The following is a 14,538-nucleotide window of genomic DNA, read 5'->3' on the forward strand; positions in this document are numbered from 1 at the left end:
CAGGAGGCCGCGGGTGCCTGGTTTTACGCATCTGCACACCGTTTCGGGGTTCTCCATGCGCTACGGAGGCTCGCACCCGGAACGGCTGGCGGAGCGTGCCGCCGAGCGGGGCATGGACGCCCTCGCCCTGACCGACCGCGACACCCTGGCGGGCGCGGTCCGGTTCGCGAAGGCGTGTGCCGGAGCGGGCATCCGGCCGCTGTTCGGTGCGGACATGGCGGTCTCTCCCGCCGGGTCTCCCGCGGCGGGATCGGCCGGGCCGGGGGGCTCGACCGCGTCCGCCGCGGGCGGCGGTCCGGGCGAGGCCTCGTACCGGCGGCGCACTCCCGTCAAGGGAGGGGCCTTCCTGGACGAGTCCGCCGCCCGGGCCGTCTTCCTGGCCCGGGACGGGGCCGCCGGCTGGGCGGAGCTGTGCCGGATGGTCACCGCCGCCCACGCGACGGCCGCCGAGGTCCCGCTCGTGCCCTGGGACGCCCTGCGCGGAGAGGGCGTCTTCGTCCTCCTCGGGCCCGGCTCCGAGGTGGGGCGGGCGCTCGCGGCGGGCCGCCCCGACCGGGCCGCCCGGCTGCTCGCACCCTGGCGGGAGGTCTACGGCGACTCCCTGCGCCTGGAGGCCGTCCACCACGGCCGCACCGGCACCGGCCCCGGCTCGCTGCGGCTGGCCGCCCGTACCGTCGGCTTCGCCGCCGAGCAGGGCGTCCCGGCCGTGCTCACGAACGCCGTCCGCTACGCCGACCCCGGCCAGGGCCCGGTCGCCGACATCCTCGACGCGGCCCGCCGCCTGGTCCCCATCGACCGCCGCGGCCCCCTCGACACCGGAGAGCGCTGGCTCAAGGCCCCCGCCGCCATGGCCGAGGCCGCCGACCTGATCGCCCGGGCGGCCGGCCTCGGCCCCGCCGACGCCAGGCGCCTGCTCGCGCAGACCCGGCACACCGCCGAGGCCTGCTCCGTGGACCCCGAGGACGACCTCGGCATCGGCTCCGTGCACTTCCCCGAGGCCCGGCTCGTCGGCGCGGCCCACCGCAGCGCCCAGCGGGTCCTCGCCTCCAGGGCCTCCGCCGGCATGGTGCTGCGCGGCTACGCGGGCGATCCCGCCTACTGGGAGCGGATGCACCACGAGCTCGACATCATCGCCCACCACGGCTTCGCCTCGTACTTCCTGACGGTCGCCCAGGTGGTGGACGACGTACGGGAGATGGGCATCCGGGTGGCGGCCCGCGGCTCCGGCGCCGGCTCCCTCGTCAACCACCTGCTCGGGATCGCGCACGCCGACCCCGTCGAGCACGGCCTGCTGATGGAGCGCTTCCTGTCCAAGCGCCGGCGTGTCCTGCCCGACATCGACATCGACGTGGAGTCCGCCCGCAGGCTGGAGGTCTACCGGCGGATCATCGACCGGTTCGGCGCCGAGCGCGTCGCCACCGTCTCCATGCCCGAGACCTACCGGGTCCGCCACGCCGTCCGCGACGTCGGCGCCGCCCTGTCCATGGACCCGGCCGTCGTCGACCGGCTGGCCAAGGCCTTCCCGCACATCCGGGCCCGCGACGCCCGCGCCGCGCTGGAGGAGCTGCCCGAACTGCGGGACGTGCGCGGGGAGTCGTACGGGCGGCTGTGGGAGTTCGTCGAATCGCTGGACGCGCTGCCGCGCGGGACCGCCATGCACCCGTGCGGGGTGCTGCTCTCCGACGCCTCGCTGCTCGCCCGTACGCCGGTGGTCCCCACCAGCGGCGAGGGCTTCCCCATGTCCCAGTTCGACAAGGACGACGTGGAGGAGCTCGGGCTGCTCAAGCTGGACGTGCTGGGCGTGCGGATGCAGTCCGCGATGGCGCACGCGGTCGCGGAGATCCGGCGCGGCACGGGGGAGGAGCTCGACCTGGACGACCCGGCGCAGGTGCCGCCGGGCGACCGGGCCACGTACGAGCTGATCCGTTCGGCCGAGACGCTGGGCTGCTTCCAGATCGAATCGCCGGGCCAGCGGGACCTGGTGGGGCGGCTCCAGCCGGCCACCTTCCACGACCTGGTCGTCGACATCTCGCTGTTCCGGCCGGGGCCGGTGGCCGCCGACATGGTGCGGCCCTTCATCGAGGCCCGGCACGGGCGGGCGCCGGTGCGCTTCCCGCACCCGGACCTGGCCGACGCGCTGCGCGAGACGTACGGGGTGGTCGTCTTCCACGAGCAGATCATCGAGATCGTGGACGTCATGACCGGCTGCGGGCGGGACGAGGCGGACCGCGTGCGGCGCGGGCTGTCCGACCCGCCGTCGCAGGCGCGGATCAAGGTCTGGTTCGCGGCCCAGGCGGCCGAGCGGGGCTATCCGGTGGAAGTGATCGCCCGTACCTGGGAGATCGTGGAGGCCTTCGGGTCGTACGGCTTCTGCAAGGCGCACGCGGTGGCCTTCGCCGTGCCCACCTACCAGTCGGCCTGGCTGAAGGCGCACCACCCGGCGGCCTTCTACGCCGGGCTGCTGACCCACGATCCGGGGATGTACCCGAAGCGGCTGCTGCTGGCGGACGCGCGGCGGCGGGGAGTGCCGGTGCTGCCGCTGGACGTGAACCGGTCGGCGGCCGCCCACCGTATCGAACTGGTGTCCGATGCGGGTGGTGTGTGGGGGCTGCGGCTGGGGCTCGCCGACGTCCACGGCATCAGCGGGGCCGAAGCGGCCCGGATCGAGTCCGGACAGCCCTACGCCTCCCTGCGCGACTTCTGGGACCGGGCGCATCCGGGGCGCCCGGTCGCCGAACGGCTCGCCCAGGTGGGCGCCTTGGACTCGTTCGGCGCCAACCGGCGCGACCTGCTGCTGCACCTGACCGAACTGCACGGCGCGCAGCGGGCGGCGGGCGTACGGGGCCCGCAACTGCCGCTGGAGGGCGGCCGGTCCACGGCGTCCGTCGGGCTGCCCGACCTGACCGACGCGGAACGGCTCAGCGCCGAGCTGGGCGTCCTCGGCATGGACGCCTCACGGCACCTGATGGGTGACCACCACGCCTTCCTGGCCGAGCTGGGAGTGATCCCGGCGCGCCGGCTGCGCGGCACCGAGCACGGGCAGACCGTGCTCGTCGCGGGAGCCAAGGCAGCCACCCAGACCCCGCCGATCCGGTCCGGGAAGCGGGTCATCTTCACGACGCTGGACGACGGCACGGGCCTGGTCGACCTGGCCTTCTTCGACGACAGCCACGAGCGGTGCGCGCACACCGTCTTCCACTCCTTCCTGCTGCTGGTACGCGGTGTCGTGCAGCGCAGGGGCCCGCAGAGCCTGAGTGTGGTCGGGGCGGCGGCGTGGAACCTGGCGGAGCTGGTGGAACTGCGGGCGGCGGGCGGCCTGGACGCGGTCGCGGCCCGCCTCGCCGAGCCGGCCGGCAACGCCTCCGGCAACGCCTCCGGCGACGGCGACGGCGACGCGTCCGGCGACGCGGCCGACGGGGAGCCGGCCGCGAAGGGGCCGGGGCGCACGATCCGCATGTCCACGGGGTACGAGATGAACCCCTGGGCCGATCTCCAGCCGCCCGGCACCGGCCCCGCCACCGGCCGCAAACTGTGGCACTCCAGCCCGGGGAGCGCGGGATGAGCGCCACCGGGAAGGCCGTGATGTGCCTGCGGCTGCACCCCGCCGGCGGAGGACCGCTCGGGGCGCGGGAGTACGCCGGGGTGCTCGCGCTGCTCGGCGGGATCACCCCGGCCGTGCAGGCCCTGCCGCCGGACGCCGCCCTCGCCGACGTCCGGGGCGCGCTGCGCTACTTCGGCTGCGACGCCCGCCGGCTGGCCGCCGTGATCCGGGTCCGGGCCCTCGCCCTGTACGGCGTGGACGCCGCCGTCGGCGTGGCCGGCAACCCCATGCTGGCCCGGGCGGCGGCCCGCGAGGCCCGGCCCGGCGGGACCCTGGTGCTCCCCGAAGACCCCGCAGCCGTAAGGGACTTCCTGGCGGACAAGCCGGTCACCGCACTCGACGGAATCGGCGCCAAGGCCGCCCGCACCCTGTGCTCCTACGGCCTCGACTCCGTCGGCCGGGTCGCCGCCGCCCCGCCCGCCGCCCTGCGCCGGATCCTCGGCGCCCGGCTCGGCCGCGAGGTGCACGAGCGCGCCCTCGGGATCGACCGGACCCCCGTCCGGCCGGGCGCCGCCGCCCGCGCCCTCGCCGCCGAGCGGCTCTTCGACCGGGACGAGCTGGATCCCGTACGGCACCGGCGGGCCCTGCTCTCGCTGACGGAGGAGCTCGGCGCGAAGCTTCGTACACAAGAGGGCGGGCGGGTGTGCCGCGTCCTGACGCTCACCGTCCGCTGCGCCGACCGCACCACGCTCACCCGGACCCGCACCCTGGCCGAACCCACCGCGCACTCGGCGGCCCTGACCGCCACGGCCTACGCCCTGTACGACGGCCTCGGCCTGCAGCGGGCCCGGGTCCGCGCACTGTCCCTGCGGGCCGAGGAGCTGATCCCGGCCGAACGGGCCGTGCGGCAGCTCAGTTTCGACCCCGAGGACGAGAAGGCCCGCCGCCTGGAGGCCGTCACGGACCGGGTCCGTTCGCGCTTCGGTCCGCACGCCATAGCCCGTGGCACGCTGGCCGCCTGACGGACGGTCGGACGACACGCGAGTTTTTACCGACGCGTAACTTCCCTGTGTTGCTACTCACACGTAATTTAGCGGCAGCAGCGCCCCCTTGTGATCCGGATCACGGGACGAATCCCCACGCTCATCCCCTTGAGTCGACCGCAAGGAGATCACACGATGCTGCCCTGGAGACGCCTGCTCCGCCCGCTGGCCGTCCTCATCCTCACCGCCGCCGCACTCGTCGCCCCCACCGGCGCAGCGCAGGCCGCATCCGCCCCCAGCAGCGGCTGGAACAACTGGTCCTGCAAGCCGTCCGCCGCCCACCCGCGCCCCGTCGTCCTCGTCCACGGAACCTTCGGCAACTCCTGGGACAACTGGCTCGGCCTCGCCCCGTACCTCGTCCACCGCGGGTACTGCGTCTACTCGCTCGACTACGGCCAGCTGCCCGGCGTGCCCTTCTTCAACGGGCTCGGCCCCATCGACAAGTCCGCCGAACAGCTCGACGTCTTCGTCGACAAGGTGCTCGCCTCGACCGGCGCGTCCAAGACCGACATCATCGGGCACTCCCAGGGCGGCATGATGCCGCGCTACTACCTGAAGTTCCTCGGGGGCGCGGAGAAGGTGAACGCGCTGGTCGGGCTCGCTCCCGACAACCACGGCACCACTCTGCTCGGGTTCACCAAGCTCCTCCCGTACTTCCCCGGGGCCGAGGACCTGATCAGCACCGCGACCCCCGGCCTCGCCGACCAGATCGCCGGCTCCGCCTTCCTGCAGAAGCTCAACGCGGGCGGGGACACCGTGCCCGGGGTGAAGTACACGGTGATCGCCACCAAGTACGACGAGGTGGTGACGCCGTACCGGAGCGGCTTCCTGGAGGGGCCGAACGTGCGCAACGTCGTGCTCCAGGACCTGTGCTTCCTGGACCTCTCGGAGCACGTGACCATCGGGCTCACCGACCGGATCGCCTGGCACGAGGCGGTCAACGCCCTCGACCCGGCCAACGCCGAACGAACCACCTGCGCCTCGGTGTTCGACTGACACCAGGCGCGGGCGGTCCGCTCGGCGAGACACCCCTCAGCGGCCGTGGCGGCCCGCCACCGAACGGCGGCGGGCCACCGCGAACAGCACGGCCGCGCCGACGGCCAGGGCGCCGGCCCCGGCGATCGCGATGGAGGGGGTGGCGCTGTTGCCGCCGGTCTCCGCGAGGTTGCCGCCCGCCGAGGAGCCCGAGCCCGCCGGGTTCGCGGAGGCGGGCGAGGACTGGGACGGGAGGGGGGCGCCGGTCGCGCCGTTCGTCTTCGGGTCGTTGTCGCCGTGGCCGTTGTGCTCCACCGAGGACTTGCCGGCGCCGTCGGCGATCTGCTGGTCGGTCGGGGCGGAGGGCTTGTCCGACGGCTTCGACCCGTTCCCGTTCCCGGACCCGCTGTCGTTGCCGCTGCTGGGCTTGGTGCTCGGCGAGGCCCCCGTACCGCCGTTCCCTGCAGTGCCCCCGTTGCCCCCACTACCGCCGTTGTCCTTGCCGAAGACCACGTCCGAGCAGGTGTAGAAGGCCTCCGGGCTGTCGGAGCGCTGCCAGATGCTGTAGATCAGGTGGCGGCCGGACTTGTTCGGGACGGTCCCCGAGAACACGTAGTCGCCGTTCTGCATGCCCGGGTCGGTGGCCTTCGCGAACGGCGCGGGCTCCAGGTCGGACCACTTCAGAGGCTTCGACGGGTCGTAGCCGTCCTTCGTCACGTACAGCTCGAAGGAGCCCTTGTGCGGGGCCGTGCCCTTGTAGCGGAAGGTGTGCGGGCCGGCGGACATCGGGCCGGCCGGCCAGTCGCCGCGGGCCAGGTCCAGGCCCTGGTACTTGTCGTTGCCGGCCGAGCACAGCTGGCCGTTCGGGATCAGCGCCCGGTGGTTCCCGGCGGCGTTGGCGATGTTGACGGCGTTCCAGTCGTAGAACGCCTGGGCCCCGCTCGCGGCGACCGCCGCCTTGCACGCCGCCGACTTCGGCGACTCCGGTCCCTCCGCGTAGCACGCCGCGACCCGGCTGACCGGGTCCGTCATCGAGCCGTGTGCGGCAGCGGGGACGGCGGCGTACGCGGCCAGCGCGAGCGGGGCGAGACCGGCGGCGGCGATTCGGATCGGCGTCACGGTACGGCGGCGTGCGGGCATGAGTGGATCTCCTTCGGGCAAGGCGGGGGCGCGCCTGCGGAAGCGGGCTCGGCGGCGCCGCCCCCCGGCGGCGCCACGACCGGCCCTTCCTGTCCTGGCCCCGCCAAGCTAGCCCCCGGACCACGCCTTTTCGCCGCACAGACCCCCCAGGAGAGGATCCTTAGGGTCCGCTTAAGGAGGGGGAAAGCGAGGCATCAGGAACCGCCCCCGGCCCACGGGGGAACGGCGCTCTACCGCAGGAGCGCGGCCAGGCCGGACTCGGAACGGGCCTGGTCGTCCAGGGCGTCCAGGGCGCGGACGGCCTGGGCCGCCGCCTCCGGGTCGCTCGTCGTGAGCCCGCTCTCGGCGAACTCGTCCTCGTCCAGCCGCAGTACGGACGTCCCGTCCGCCGAGACCCACAGGTCGAGGTCCAGGTCCTCCACGAGGATCTCCCCGCTCTGGACGTGCACCGGACGCGTCACGTCGCAGTACCAGCCCTTCAGGACGCCGTCGCCCGTGCGCACCTCCTTGACCGCGTACCAGCGGGTCCGCCAGAAGTGCTCGACGAACACGTCGCCCGGCTCGAAGCGGACGAAGCCGAAGTCCCGCACGTCCTCCGCGGCCCACGGGGCCCGTACGGAGATGCGGTCGCCGTCGTCGGCGACCCGCGTCGCCGGGTAGCGGATCTTGGTCCGGCCGGCCTTGGTCAGGACGACGGTCAGCTGCTCGGTCACTGTGTCCCCAGCTTCCTCGTGTAGCGCGTCTCGGTCGCGCAGATCTCGTACCCGAACCACCGGTTGATGGCGAGCATCGGGTCGTTGCCGGAGTCGTTGCCGGTGAACGCCTGCGTGTATCCGGCCGCGCGGGCCCGGTGGAGGGAGGTGTTCTTGGCGAGCTTGGCCAGGCCGCGGCCGCGGAAGGCGCGCAGCGTGCCGGTCATCGCCGAGCCGTAGCGGGTGGCGCCGTCGGTCCGGGCGGCGCTGAAGGCCACGGCCTTCCCGTCGACCAGGGCGACGGTCGTCAGCTCCTTGTCGAGGGAGGGGTTGTGCCAGGTGTCGGCCATCCAGTGCTCGTAGTCGTCGAACTCGGCCGCCACGTCACCCGGCTCGTCCGCCGTCGTCTCGGCGTCGATAGCGAACAGGGGGCGCGGGTCCGCGGCGAAGGCGGTCGCGGGCAGCAGCTCCACCCCGGCCGGGAGGGCGTCCGGGAGCGCGGGCAGCGCGGCCTCGGTCAGGTCCAGGCGCAGGAAGTGCGCCGAGCGGCCCGGCCGGTAGCCGTGCCGCTCCGCGAAGGCGCGGTGCGCGGGCTCGTCGAGGACCCAGGCGTACGAGTCCACCGCGCCCCGTGCGGCGAGGTGCTCCTCGGCCGCGCGCAGCAGGAGCCGGCCGGCGCCGAGGCCGCGGCGGGCCGGGTCGACGTACGCGTTGACGTACCCCTGGCCGGGGCGCGGGCTGTAGGGGGCGATGCCGGCCTGGGCGCTGCCGACGACCTCGCCGCCGGGGGTCTCGGCGACGAGTACGCGATGGTGCCTGTCGGGGTGGGCGCCGGCGAGCTCGTGGGCCACGTCCCTGGCACTGGTGATCAGGAACGGCAGGGCCGCGCGGCGTACCCGCACCACCGATTCCACGTCCCGGAGGTCGTCCGGACGCAGATCGCGGATCAGAACAGTCATGCGGCAGACGCTATGCGCGCCCGCGCGCCCGGCGCCTCCCAATTAACCGCCGATGGTGGACAATCACCCCCGTGAGCTCGACGAACCTGAAGATCACCATCGACGGCTCGGCCGGCTCGGCCGCCCCGTACGAACAGCTGCGCGCGCAGATCGCCGCCCGTGCCCGGTCCGGGAAGCTGCCGGCCGGCTTCAAACTGCCGACCGTACGGGGGCTGGCGGAGGACCTGGGGCTGGCCGCCAACACCGTCGCGAAGGCCTACCGGGCGCTGGAGGCCGACGGGGTGATCGAGACGCGGGGCCGCAACGGGACCTTCGTCGCCGCGGCGGGGGAGGGCGCGGCGCGCGAGGCCGCGTCGGCCGCGCAGGCGTTCGCGGAGCGGGTGCACCGGCTGGGGCTGACGGAGGCCGAGGCGGTCTCCGCCGCCACCGAAGCCCTCCGGGCCAGGTACGCCGCGAAGTAACCGGCCCGCGGCCCGGCCTGCGGGGGAAGCCCGCCCGGCCTGCCGCGGCCCGGCCCGGCCCGCGGGCTCCGCACCCCCGCACCCCGCACCCCGCACCCCCGCGCCTCAGAGCGCCGGCGGGGCTGTCCCTAGAGGTAGAGGCCCGCCTCCGAGTGGGGCTGCGGGGGCAGGATCGCCGCCGGGCCCGTGCCGCGGCGCAGGGCGAAGAGTTCGGCCAGGGTGGCGCCCTCCCGGGGGACGCCCTCGTCGGTGCCCAGCCAGTCCACCGCCTCGCGGTGGGTGAGCCGGCCGACCTCGATGCGGGCCAGGCAGCGCCCGGGGCGGACCACCGCGGGGTGGAGCCGTTCCAGGTCCTCGTTGGTCGTCACGCCGACCAGGACGTTGCGGCCCTGCCCGAGCAGGCCGTCCGTCAGGTTCAGCAGCCGCGACAGCGCCTGGCCGGCGGTGTGCCGGGCCTCGCCGCGGATGAGTTCGTCGCAGTCCTCCAGCAGCAGGAGCCGCCAGCGGCCCTTCGCCGTGCCCTCGTCCTCGCCGATCGCGATGTCCATCAGGTAGCCGACGTCGTTGAACAGCCGCTCCGGGTCCAGGACGCAGTCCACCTGGCACCAGTCCCGCCAGGACCGGGCCAGCGTGCGCAGGGCGGAGGTCTTGCCCGTGCCAGGCGGCCCGTGCAGCAGGAGCAGCCGGCCCGCGATGTCGTCCGGGGTCACCTTCATCAGCCGGTCCATCGCCCCGGCGACCGGCGCGGTGTAGTTGGGCCGCACCTCCGCCCAGGTCCCGGCGGCGATCTGGCGGGTCGTCCGGTACGGGCCGCGGCGCGGGGAGACGTACCAGAAGCCCATCGTGACGTTCTCCGGCTGCGGTTCCGGCTCGTCCTGCACGCCCTCGGTGGCCTTGCCGAGCACACCGGCGGCGAGTTCGTCGCTGACGGCCGTCACGGTGACGTCCGCGCCCCGGCTCCAGCGGGAGACGAGCATGGTCCAGCCCTCGCCCTCGGCGAGGGTGGCGCTGCGGTCGCTGTCGCGCGCCGAGCGCAACACCGTGGCCTCCGGGGGCAGGAGGGTCGCCTCCGCCTTGACCCGCTCGATCGACACGCTGTGCGAGTAGGGCTGCTCGCCCGAGGCGAACCGGCCGAGGAACAGCGCGTCGACGACGTCCGACGGCGAATCGCTGTCGTCGACGTTGAGCCGGATCGGCAGCGCGTCATGCGGGTTGGCTGGCATGGCGCCCATGATCCGGCACGAGGTGCCCTCGTGCACCCGTGTTTCGCCGGATCGGGTGCCAAGTTCCCTCTTCAAACGCAGGGCGGGTGAAGATTCGGGCCGCAACTCTGCCCCGAACATTCTTGGCATGGACACTTCCAGCAACCCTCGGCTGCTTGTACCACGGACTCAGGAGTAACCCCCACAAGGAGCCGCACACATGAGCATCAGAATGTCGCGCTTCGCTGCCCTGACCTCCTCCCTCTTACTCGCCGCGACCGCCGCACTGTTCGGCGCCGGCCAGGCGGCCGCCGCCCAGGCCGACTTCGGCTACGTCGCCCTCGGCGACTCGTACTCCTCCGGCCTCGGCGCCGGCAACTACGACGGTGCGAGCGGCAACTGCAAGCGCACCACCCGCGCCTACCCCGCCCTCTGGGCCGCGGCCCACTCCCCGCAGACCTTCGCCTTCACAGCCTGCTCCGGCGCCCGTACGGGTGACGTGCTCTCGGGCCAGCTCGCCCCCCTCAACTCCGGGACCGACCTGGTCAGCATCACCATCGGCGGCAACGACGCCGGATTCTCCGACGTCATGACGACCTGTGTGCTCCAGTCCGAATCCACGTGCGTCAACCGCGTGAACCAGGCCAAGGCCTACGTGGACTCCACCCTCCCCGGGCTGCTCGACCAGGTCTACAACGCCATCGACAGCCGGGCGCCCGCCGCCCGAGTCGTCGTCCTCGGCTATCCCCGCTTCTACAAGCTGAACGGCACCTGCACGACCGGTCTGAGCGAGGGCGAGCGCGCCGCCATCAACGGCGCCGCCGACCACCTCAACGCCGCCATCGCCAAACGCGCCGCGAACCACGGCTTCACCTTCGCCTCGGTCGCCGGCTCCTTCACGGGCCACGAGATCTGCTCCGGCAGCCCCTGGCTGCACAGCGTCAACTGGCTCAACATCGCCGAGTCCTACCACCCGACCGCCGCCGGACAGTCCGGCGGCTACCTGCCCGTCCTCACCAACGCCGCCTGATCCTCCCCGCCGGCCTCCGGGGTCGCCCCGGCGCTCGCCGTCGGCGACCCCGGGGACGGGCTCGCGCCGGGGGAGGAGGCCCCGCCCGACGGGGTCGCCCTCTCGCACGTCACGGAGGTCGCCACCCACTCGGTGGCGACCTCCGCAGGTCCCCGCACCTCCAGCCGGACCGCGTCCTCGAAGACCTCGCCGGGTACGTGCGTGAGCTCGGTGTGCTCCAGCCGCCGGCTCTTCGGTCCGGCCGCCTCGTACGTGACGGACTGCCAGCCGGGCCCGGACGTCCGGCCGCTCCGCGTGGCCCAGCGGTACTCCAGCACCACCGGGATCCGCTCCACCTCGACGGTCGCGCTGAAGGCGGGCGCGTGCCCGGCGGGCGGCGGACAGCTCCCGGAGTACTTGGTGCGCACCGCGTCGACGTACACCGAGACGTGCGGGCCCGTGCTCGGCGAGGCCGGGGCCGAGGGCGATGCGGGCGCGGACGCCGGTGCGGTGGCCGTGGGAGCCGTCGTGGGGGCCGGGGCGGTGGCCGAGCCCGTCGGGGCACCCCCGTTCCCGCCGCGGCCGTCCTCGTCCCCGAAGTCCTTGAGCAGCACCCAGCCCAGCGCGGCCAGGGCGAGCAGCAGTACGGCGATCCCGGCGACCAGCACCGGCCCGGCCGCGCCCCCGCCCGCACCTCCGCCCCCGCTCTCCCCGGGCGCGCCCGCCGGCACCGGCCCGGGTGCGGGAGCCGGCGGCGCCTGCGGCCCGTACGCCCCGCCGCCGCCCCGCGGTTCGTGCCCGAGGCGGCCCGTCGGCGTCGGCGTTCCCGCTCCCGACACCGGCCCGCCGGAGGCCCGTACGGCTCCGCCCGCGCCCACCAGCCGCAGCATCCGGGCCGCCTCCGCCGCGTCCAGCCGCTCCGCGGGGTCCTTGCGCAGCAGCCCCGTCAGTACGGGCTCCAGCGGACCGGCCCGGCGCGCCGGGGGCGGCTCCTCGTCCACCACGGCCCGCAGCGTGTCCAGCGCGGTGGCCTGCCGGAAGGGCGTGACCCCCTCGACGCAGGCGTAGAGCATGACCCCGAGCGACCACAGGTCCGAACCGGGGCCGGGTTCGCGTCCCAACGCCCGCTCGGGCGCCAGGAATTCGGGGGAGCCGACCACCTCGCCGGTCATGGTGATGGCGGAGGAGCCCTCCAGGCTCGCGATCCCGAAGTCGCTGAGCACCACCCGGCCGTCGTTGGCGATGAGCACGTTGGCCGGCTTCACGTCCCGGTGCAGCACCCCCGAATCGTGCGCGGAGCGCAGCGCGGCCAGGACCTGCTCGCCGATGTGCGCGGCGCGCTGCGGGGTCATCGGCCCCTCCGCCTCCAGCACGTCGGCCAGCGAGAGCCCGCGCACCAGCTCCATCACGATCCAGGGCCGGCCGTCCTCGGAGGCCACGTCGTAGACCGTGACCACCCCGCGGTGGGAGACCCGGGCGGCGGCCCAGGCCTCCCGCTCCAGGCGCCGGTACATGCGCTGGAGTTCGGCGGTGTCCAGCCCGGCCGGTGCGCGTACCTCCTTGACGGCCACGTCGCGGGCCAGCACCTCGTCCCGGGCCCGCCACACCACGCCCATCCCGCCGCGGCCGATCTGCTCCAGCAACCGGTAGCGGCCCGAGACGACACGATCGGAGTTGGATTCCTCACTCACGCGAGCCCCCCGAATGCTTCTGTGCGCCCATGTGTCATCGTCCCGTCACTCCAAGTTAGCGCAGCGAGCGCCGAGCGGCCCCTGTCGTGACGAGACTCGGGCCGAGCTCTTCCGGAGCGTGATTTCCGCACCCGCTTCTGTGCGGAGAGTAACGGGTGACTCCGCTGAGTAATCGTCAACTCCCCGTCGCCACAGGGGTAATTCACACCACCGGGATACCCGCGGGCAACGCGGGGGCGATAGGGTTAACCTGCCCGGGCCGGGTGCCCTCGTACGGGTGGGGAGAGATCATGGAACAGATAGCAATGCGCAGCAGGCCGCCTCGCGTGCCTGCCATCACCTGCGGCAGCAGTGCGACCAGCTCGCGCCTCGACCGCCACCTCGCCGTGCTGGGCGGACCCGCCGTCCCGCACCGGGAGACCGCGGAGGCGACGCTGCTGATGCGCGAGCTCACCTCCCGCGACCACACGCACCGTCTGCGGAGCCGGAGTGCGCGCGTCTCGCTCTTCGCGCCGCTGCGCCGTCTGCGTCGCACGCTCTTCGGCAGCCGCCGCTCGTAACAGACCCCGCACCCGCGGCCGTTCGCCCTCCCGGCCTGCGGCCACCCGGCCCTAAGCGATCACACCGTCCCGGCGCAGTTCCGAGATCTGTGCGCCCGCCATCCCCAGGGCGCGCAAGAGGTCATCGGTGTGCTCACCCAGCGCGGGCACCGCACCCATGTGCGGTGCCGCGCCGCCCGGCAGCCCGATCGGCGGCAGCAGGGCCCGCAGCGGACCGACCGGCGATCCCACCTCCCGCCACCGGTCCCGGGCCGCGAGCTGCGGATGTCCGGCCAGTTGGGCCACCGAGTTCAGTCGCGCGCAGGCGATGCCCGCCGCCTCCAGCCGCCCGATCGCCTCGTCGGCGTCCAACCGTCCCAGCGCCCGGGCCACGACCGCGTCTGTCTTCTCCCGGTTCCCGGTCCGGGCCGTGTTCGTCGCGTACGCCGGATCCTCGGCCAACTCGGGCCGCTGCAGCACCTGTTGTGCGAGCCGCCGCCACTCGCGGTCGTTCTGCACCGACAGCAGCACCCGGTCCCCGTCCGCCGTCGCGTAGGCGTCGTACGGGGCGATCACCGCGTGCGCGAGCCCCGTACGCACGGGCTGCTCCCCGCCGTGCATCGTGTGGTGCAGCGGGTGCCCCATCCATTCGGCGAGCGCGTCCAGCATGGACACCTCCACCCGGCCGCCGCGCCCGGTGACACCGCGGCGCAGCAGCGCGGCCAGTACCCCCGAGAAGGCGTACATGGCCGCCGCGATGTCGGCCGCCGGGATCCCCGCCTTGACGGGCTGCTCCGGGGTTCCGGTCACCGACACCAGCCCCGCCTCGCACTGCACGAGCATGTCGTAGGCGCGCTTGTGGGCGTACGGGCCCTCCGGGCCGTAGCCGGACACGTCCACCGCGACCAGCCGCGGGTAGCGGCCACACAGCGCGGCCGAGTCGAGCCCGAGGCGGGCGGCGGCCCCCTGGGCGAGGTTCTGCACGAAGACGTCCGCGCCGGCCAGCAGGCCGTGCAGCACCGCGCGGCCGCGCGGGTCCTTCAGGTCGAGCGCGATCGACTCCTTGCCCCGGTTCGCCCACACGAAGTGCGAGGCGAGGCCGTGCGCGGCGGTGTCGTAGCCACGGGCGAAGTCGCCGCCGTCGGGACGCTCGACCTTGATCACCCTGGCGCCGAGGTCGGCGAGCTGGCGGGTGGCGAAGGGCGCCGAGACGGCCTGTTCGACGGCGACGACGGTGATGCCGTCCAGGGGCAGCGGTTCGGTGGTCATGAAGCCCTGCCTACCGG

Annotated in this window: 12 protein-coding genes; 6 read left to right on the forward strand and 6 right to left on the reverse strand. The window is 74.2% G+C overall.

What is annotated here, in order from left to right:
* Positions 1 to 13 precede the first annotated feature (13 nt).
* From OHA91_RS29150 to OHA91_RS29160, 3 genes are all read left to right on the forward strand, one after another.
* Positions 14 to 3,562, forward strand: a complete 3,549-nt coding sequence (locus OHA91_RS29150) for a DNA polymerase III subunit alpha (protein WP_328740316.1) — start codon at positions 14 to 16, stop codon at positions 3,560 to 3,562.
* On the forward strand, positions 3,559 to 4,563 hold the full coding sequence (locus tag OHA91_RS29155) for a DinB/UmuC family translesion DNA polymerase (protein ID WP_031154019.1): 1,005 nt from the start codon (positions 3,559 to 3,561) through the stop codon (positions 4,561 to 4,563). The genes OHA91_RS29150 and OHA91_RS29155 overlap by 4 nt, the downstream gene beginning before the upstream one ends.
* A gap of 156 nt (positions 4,564 to 4,719) precedes the next feature.
* The gene (locus OHA91_RS29160) at positions 4,720 to 5,580 is read left to right on the forward strand and encodes an esterase/lipase family protein (RefSeq protein ID WP_031154016.1); all 861 of its coding nucleotides are present in this window, start codon (positions 4,720 to 4,722) and stop codon (positions 5,578 to 5,580) included.
* A gap of 36 nt (positions 5,581 to 5,616) precedes the next feature.
* On the opposite strand, the gene OHA91_RS29165 is transcribed toward OHA91_RS29160, so the two are convergent.
* From OHA91_RS29165 to OHA91_RS29175, 3 genes are all read right to left on the reverse strand, one after another.
* The gene (locus OHA91_RS29165) at positions 5,617 to 6,699 is read right to left on the reverse strand and encodes a lytic polysaccharide monooxygenase auxiliary activity family 9 protein (RefSeq protein ID WP_031154014.1); all 1,083 of its coding nucleotides are present in this window, start codon (positions 6,697 to 6,699) and stop codon (positions 5,617 to 5,619) included.
* A gap of 230 nt (positions 6,700 to 6,929) precedes the next feature.
* Positions 6,930 to 7,412: a DUF402 domain-containing protein gene (locus tag OHA91_RS29170; RefSeq protein WP_031154012.1), complete on the reverse strand. Its 483-nt coding sequence runs from the start codon at positions 7,410 to 7,412 to the stop codon at positions 6,930 to 6,932.
* Complete coding sequence (locus OHA91_RS29175) at positions 7,409 to 8,350, reverse strand: GNAT family N-acetyltransferase (RefSeq protein WP_266502828.1); 942 nt, start codon at positions 8,348 to 8,350, stop codon at positions 7,409 to 7,411. Before OHA91_RS29175 ends, OHA91_RS29170 begins: the two co-directional genes overlap by 4 nt.
* Positions 8,351 to 8,421: 71 nt before the next feature.
* On the opposite strand from OHA91_RS29175, the gene OHA91_RS29180 reads away from it, so the two are divergent.
* Positions 8,422 to 8,811: a GntR family transcriptional regulator gene (locus OHA91_RS29180; protein ID WP_031154007.1), complete on the forward strand. Its 390-nt coding sequence runs from the start codon at positions 8,422 to 8,424 to the stop codon at positions 8,809 to 8,811.
* A 128-nt stretch (positions 8,812 to 8,939) separates the two neighbouring features.
* Here the strand turns inward: OHA91_RS29180 and OHA91_RS29185 are convergent, their stop codons facing one another.
* Positions 8,940 to 10,034 (reverse strand): DUF5925 domain-containing protein, encoded by a 1,095-nt coding sequence (locus OHA91_RS29185; RefSeq protein WP_037633113.1) that lies wholly within the window; start codon positions 10,032 to 10,034, stop codon positions 8,940 to 8,942.
* A 205-nt stretch (positions 10,035 to 10,239) separates the two neighbouring features.
* Here OHA91_RS29185 and OHA91_RS29190 point away from each other — a divergent pair, with 205 nt between their 5' ends.
* Entirely contained in the window at positions 10,240 to 11,043 is an 804-nt protein-coding gene (locus tag OHA91_RS29190; RefSeq protein ID WP_031154002.1) for an SGNH/GDSL hydrolase family protein, read from the forward strand.
* Here the strand turns inward: OHA91_RS29190 and OHA91_RS29195 are convergent.
* Positions 11,013 to 12,713 (reverse strand): serine/threonine-protein kinase, encoded by a 1,701-nt coding sequence (locus OHA91_RS29195; RefSeq protein WP_328740317.1) that lies wholly within the window; start codon positions 12,711 to 12,713, stop codon positions 11,013 to 11,015. The genes OHA91_RS29190 and OHA91_RS29195 overlap by 31 nt on opposite strands.
* Positions 12,714 to 13,003: 290 nt before the next feature.
* On the opposite strand from OHA91_RS29195, the gene OHA91_RS29200 reads away from it, so the two are divergent.
* Positions 13,004 to 13,273, forward strand: coding sequence for a hypothetical protein (locus OHA91_RS29200; protein ID WP_076046471.1), 270 nt, complete (start codon positions 13,004 to 13,006; stop codon positions 13,271 to 13,273).
* 51 nt (positions 13,274 to 13,324) lie between these two features.
* Here OHA91_RS29200 and OHA91_RS29205 read toward each other — a convergent pair whose 3' ends face one another.
* The gene (locus OHA91_RS29205) at positions 13,325 to 14,521 is read right to left on the reverse strand and encodes a CaiB/BaiF CoA transferase family protein (protein WP_031153997.1); all 1,197 of its coding nucleotides are present in this window, start codon (positions 14,519 to 14,521) and stop codon (positions 13,325 to 13,327) included.
* Positions 14,522 to 14,538: the final 17 nt, after the last annotated feature.

This window comes from Streptomyces erythrochromogenes (assembly GCF_036170895.1).
Lineage (GTDB): Bacteria > Actinomycetota > Actinomycetes > Streptomycetales > Streptomycetaceae > Streptomyces > Streptomyces erythrochromogenes.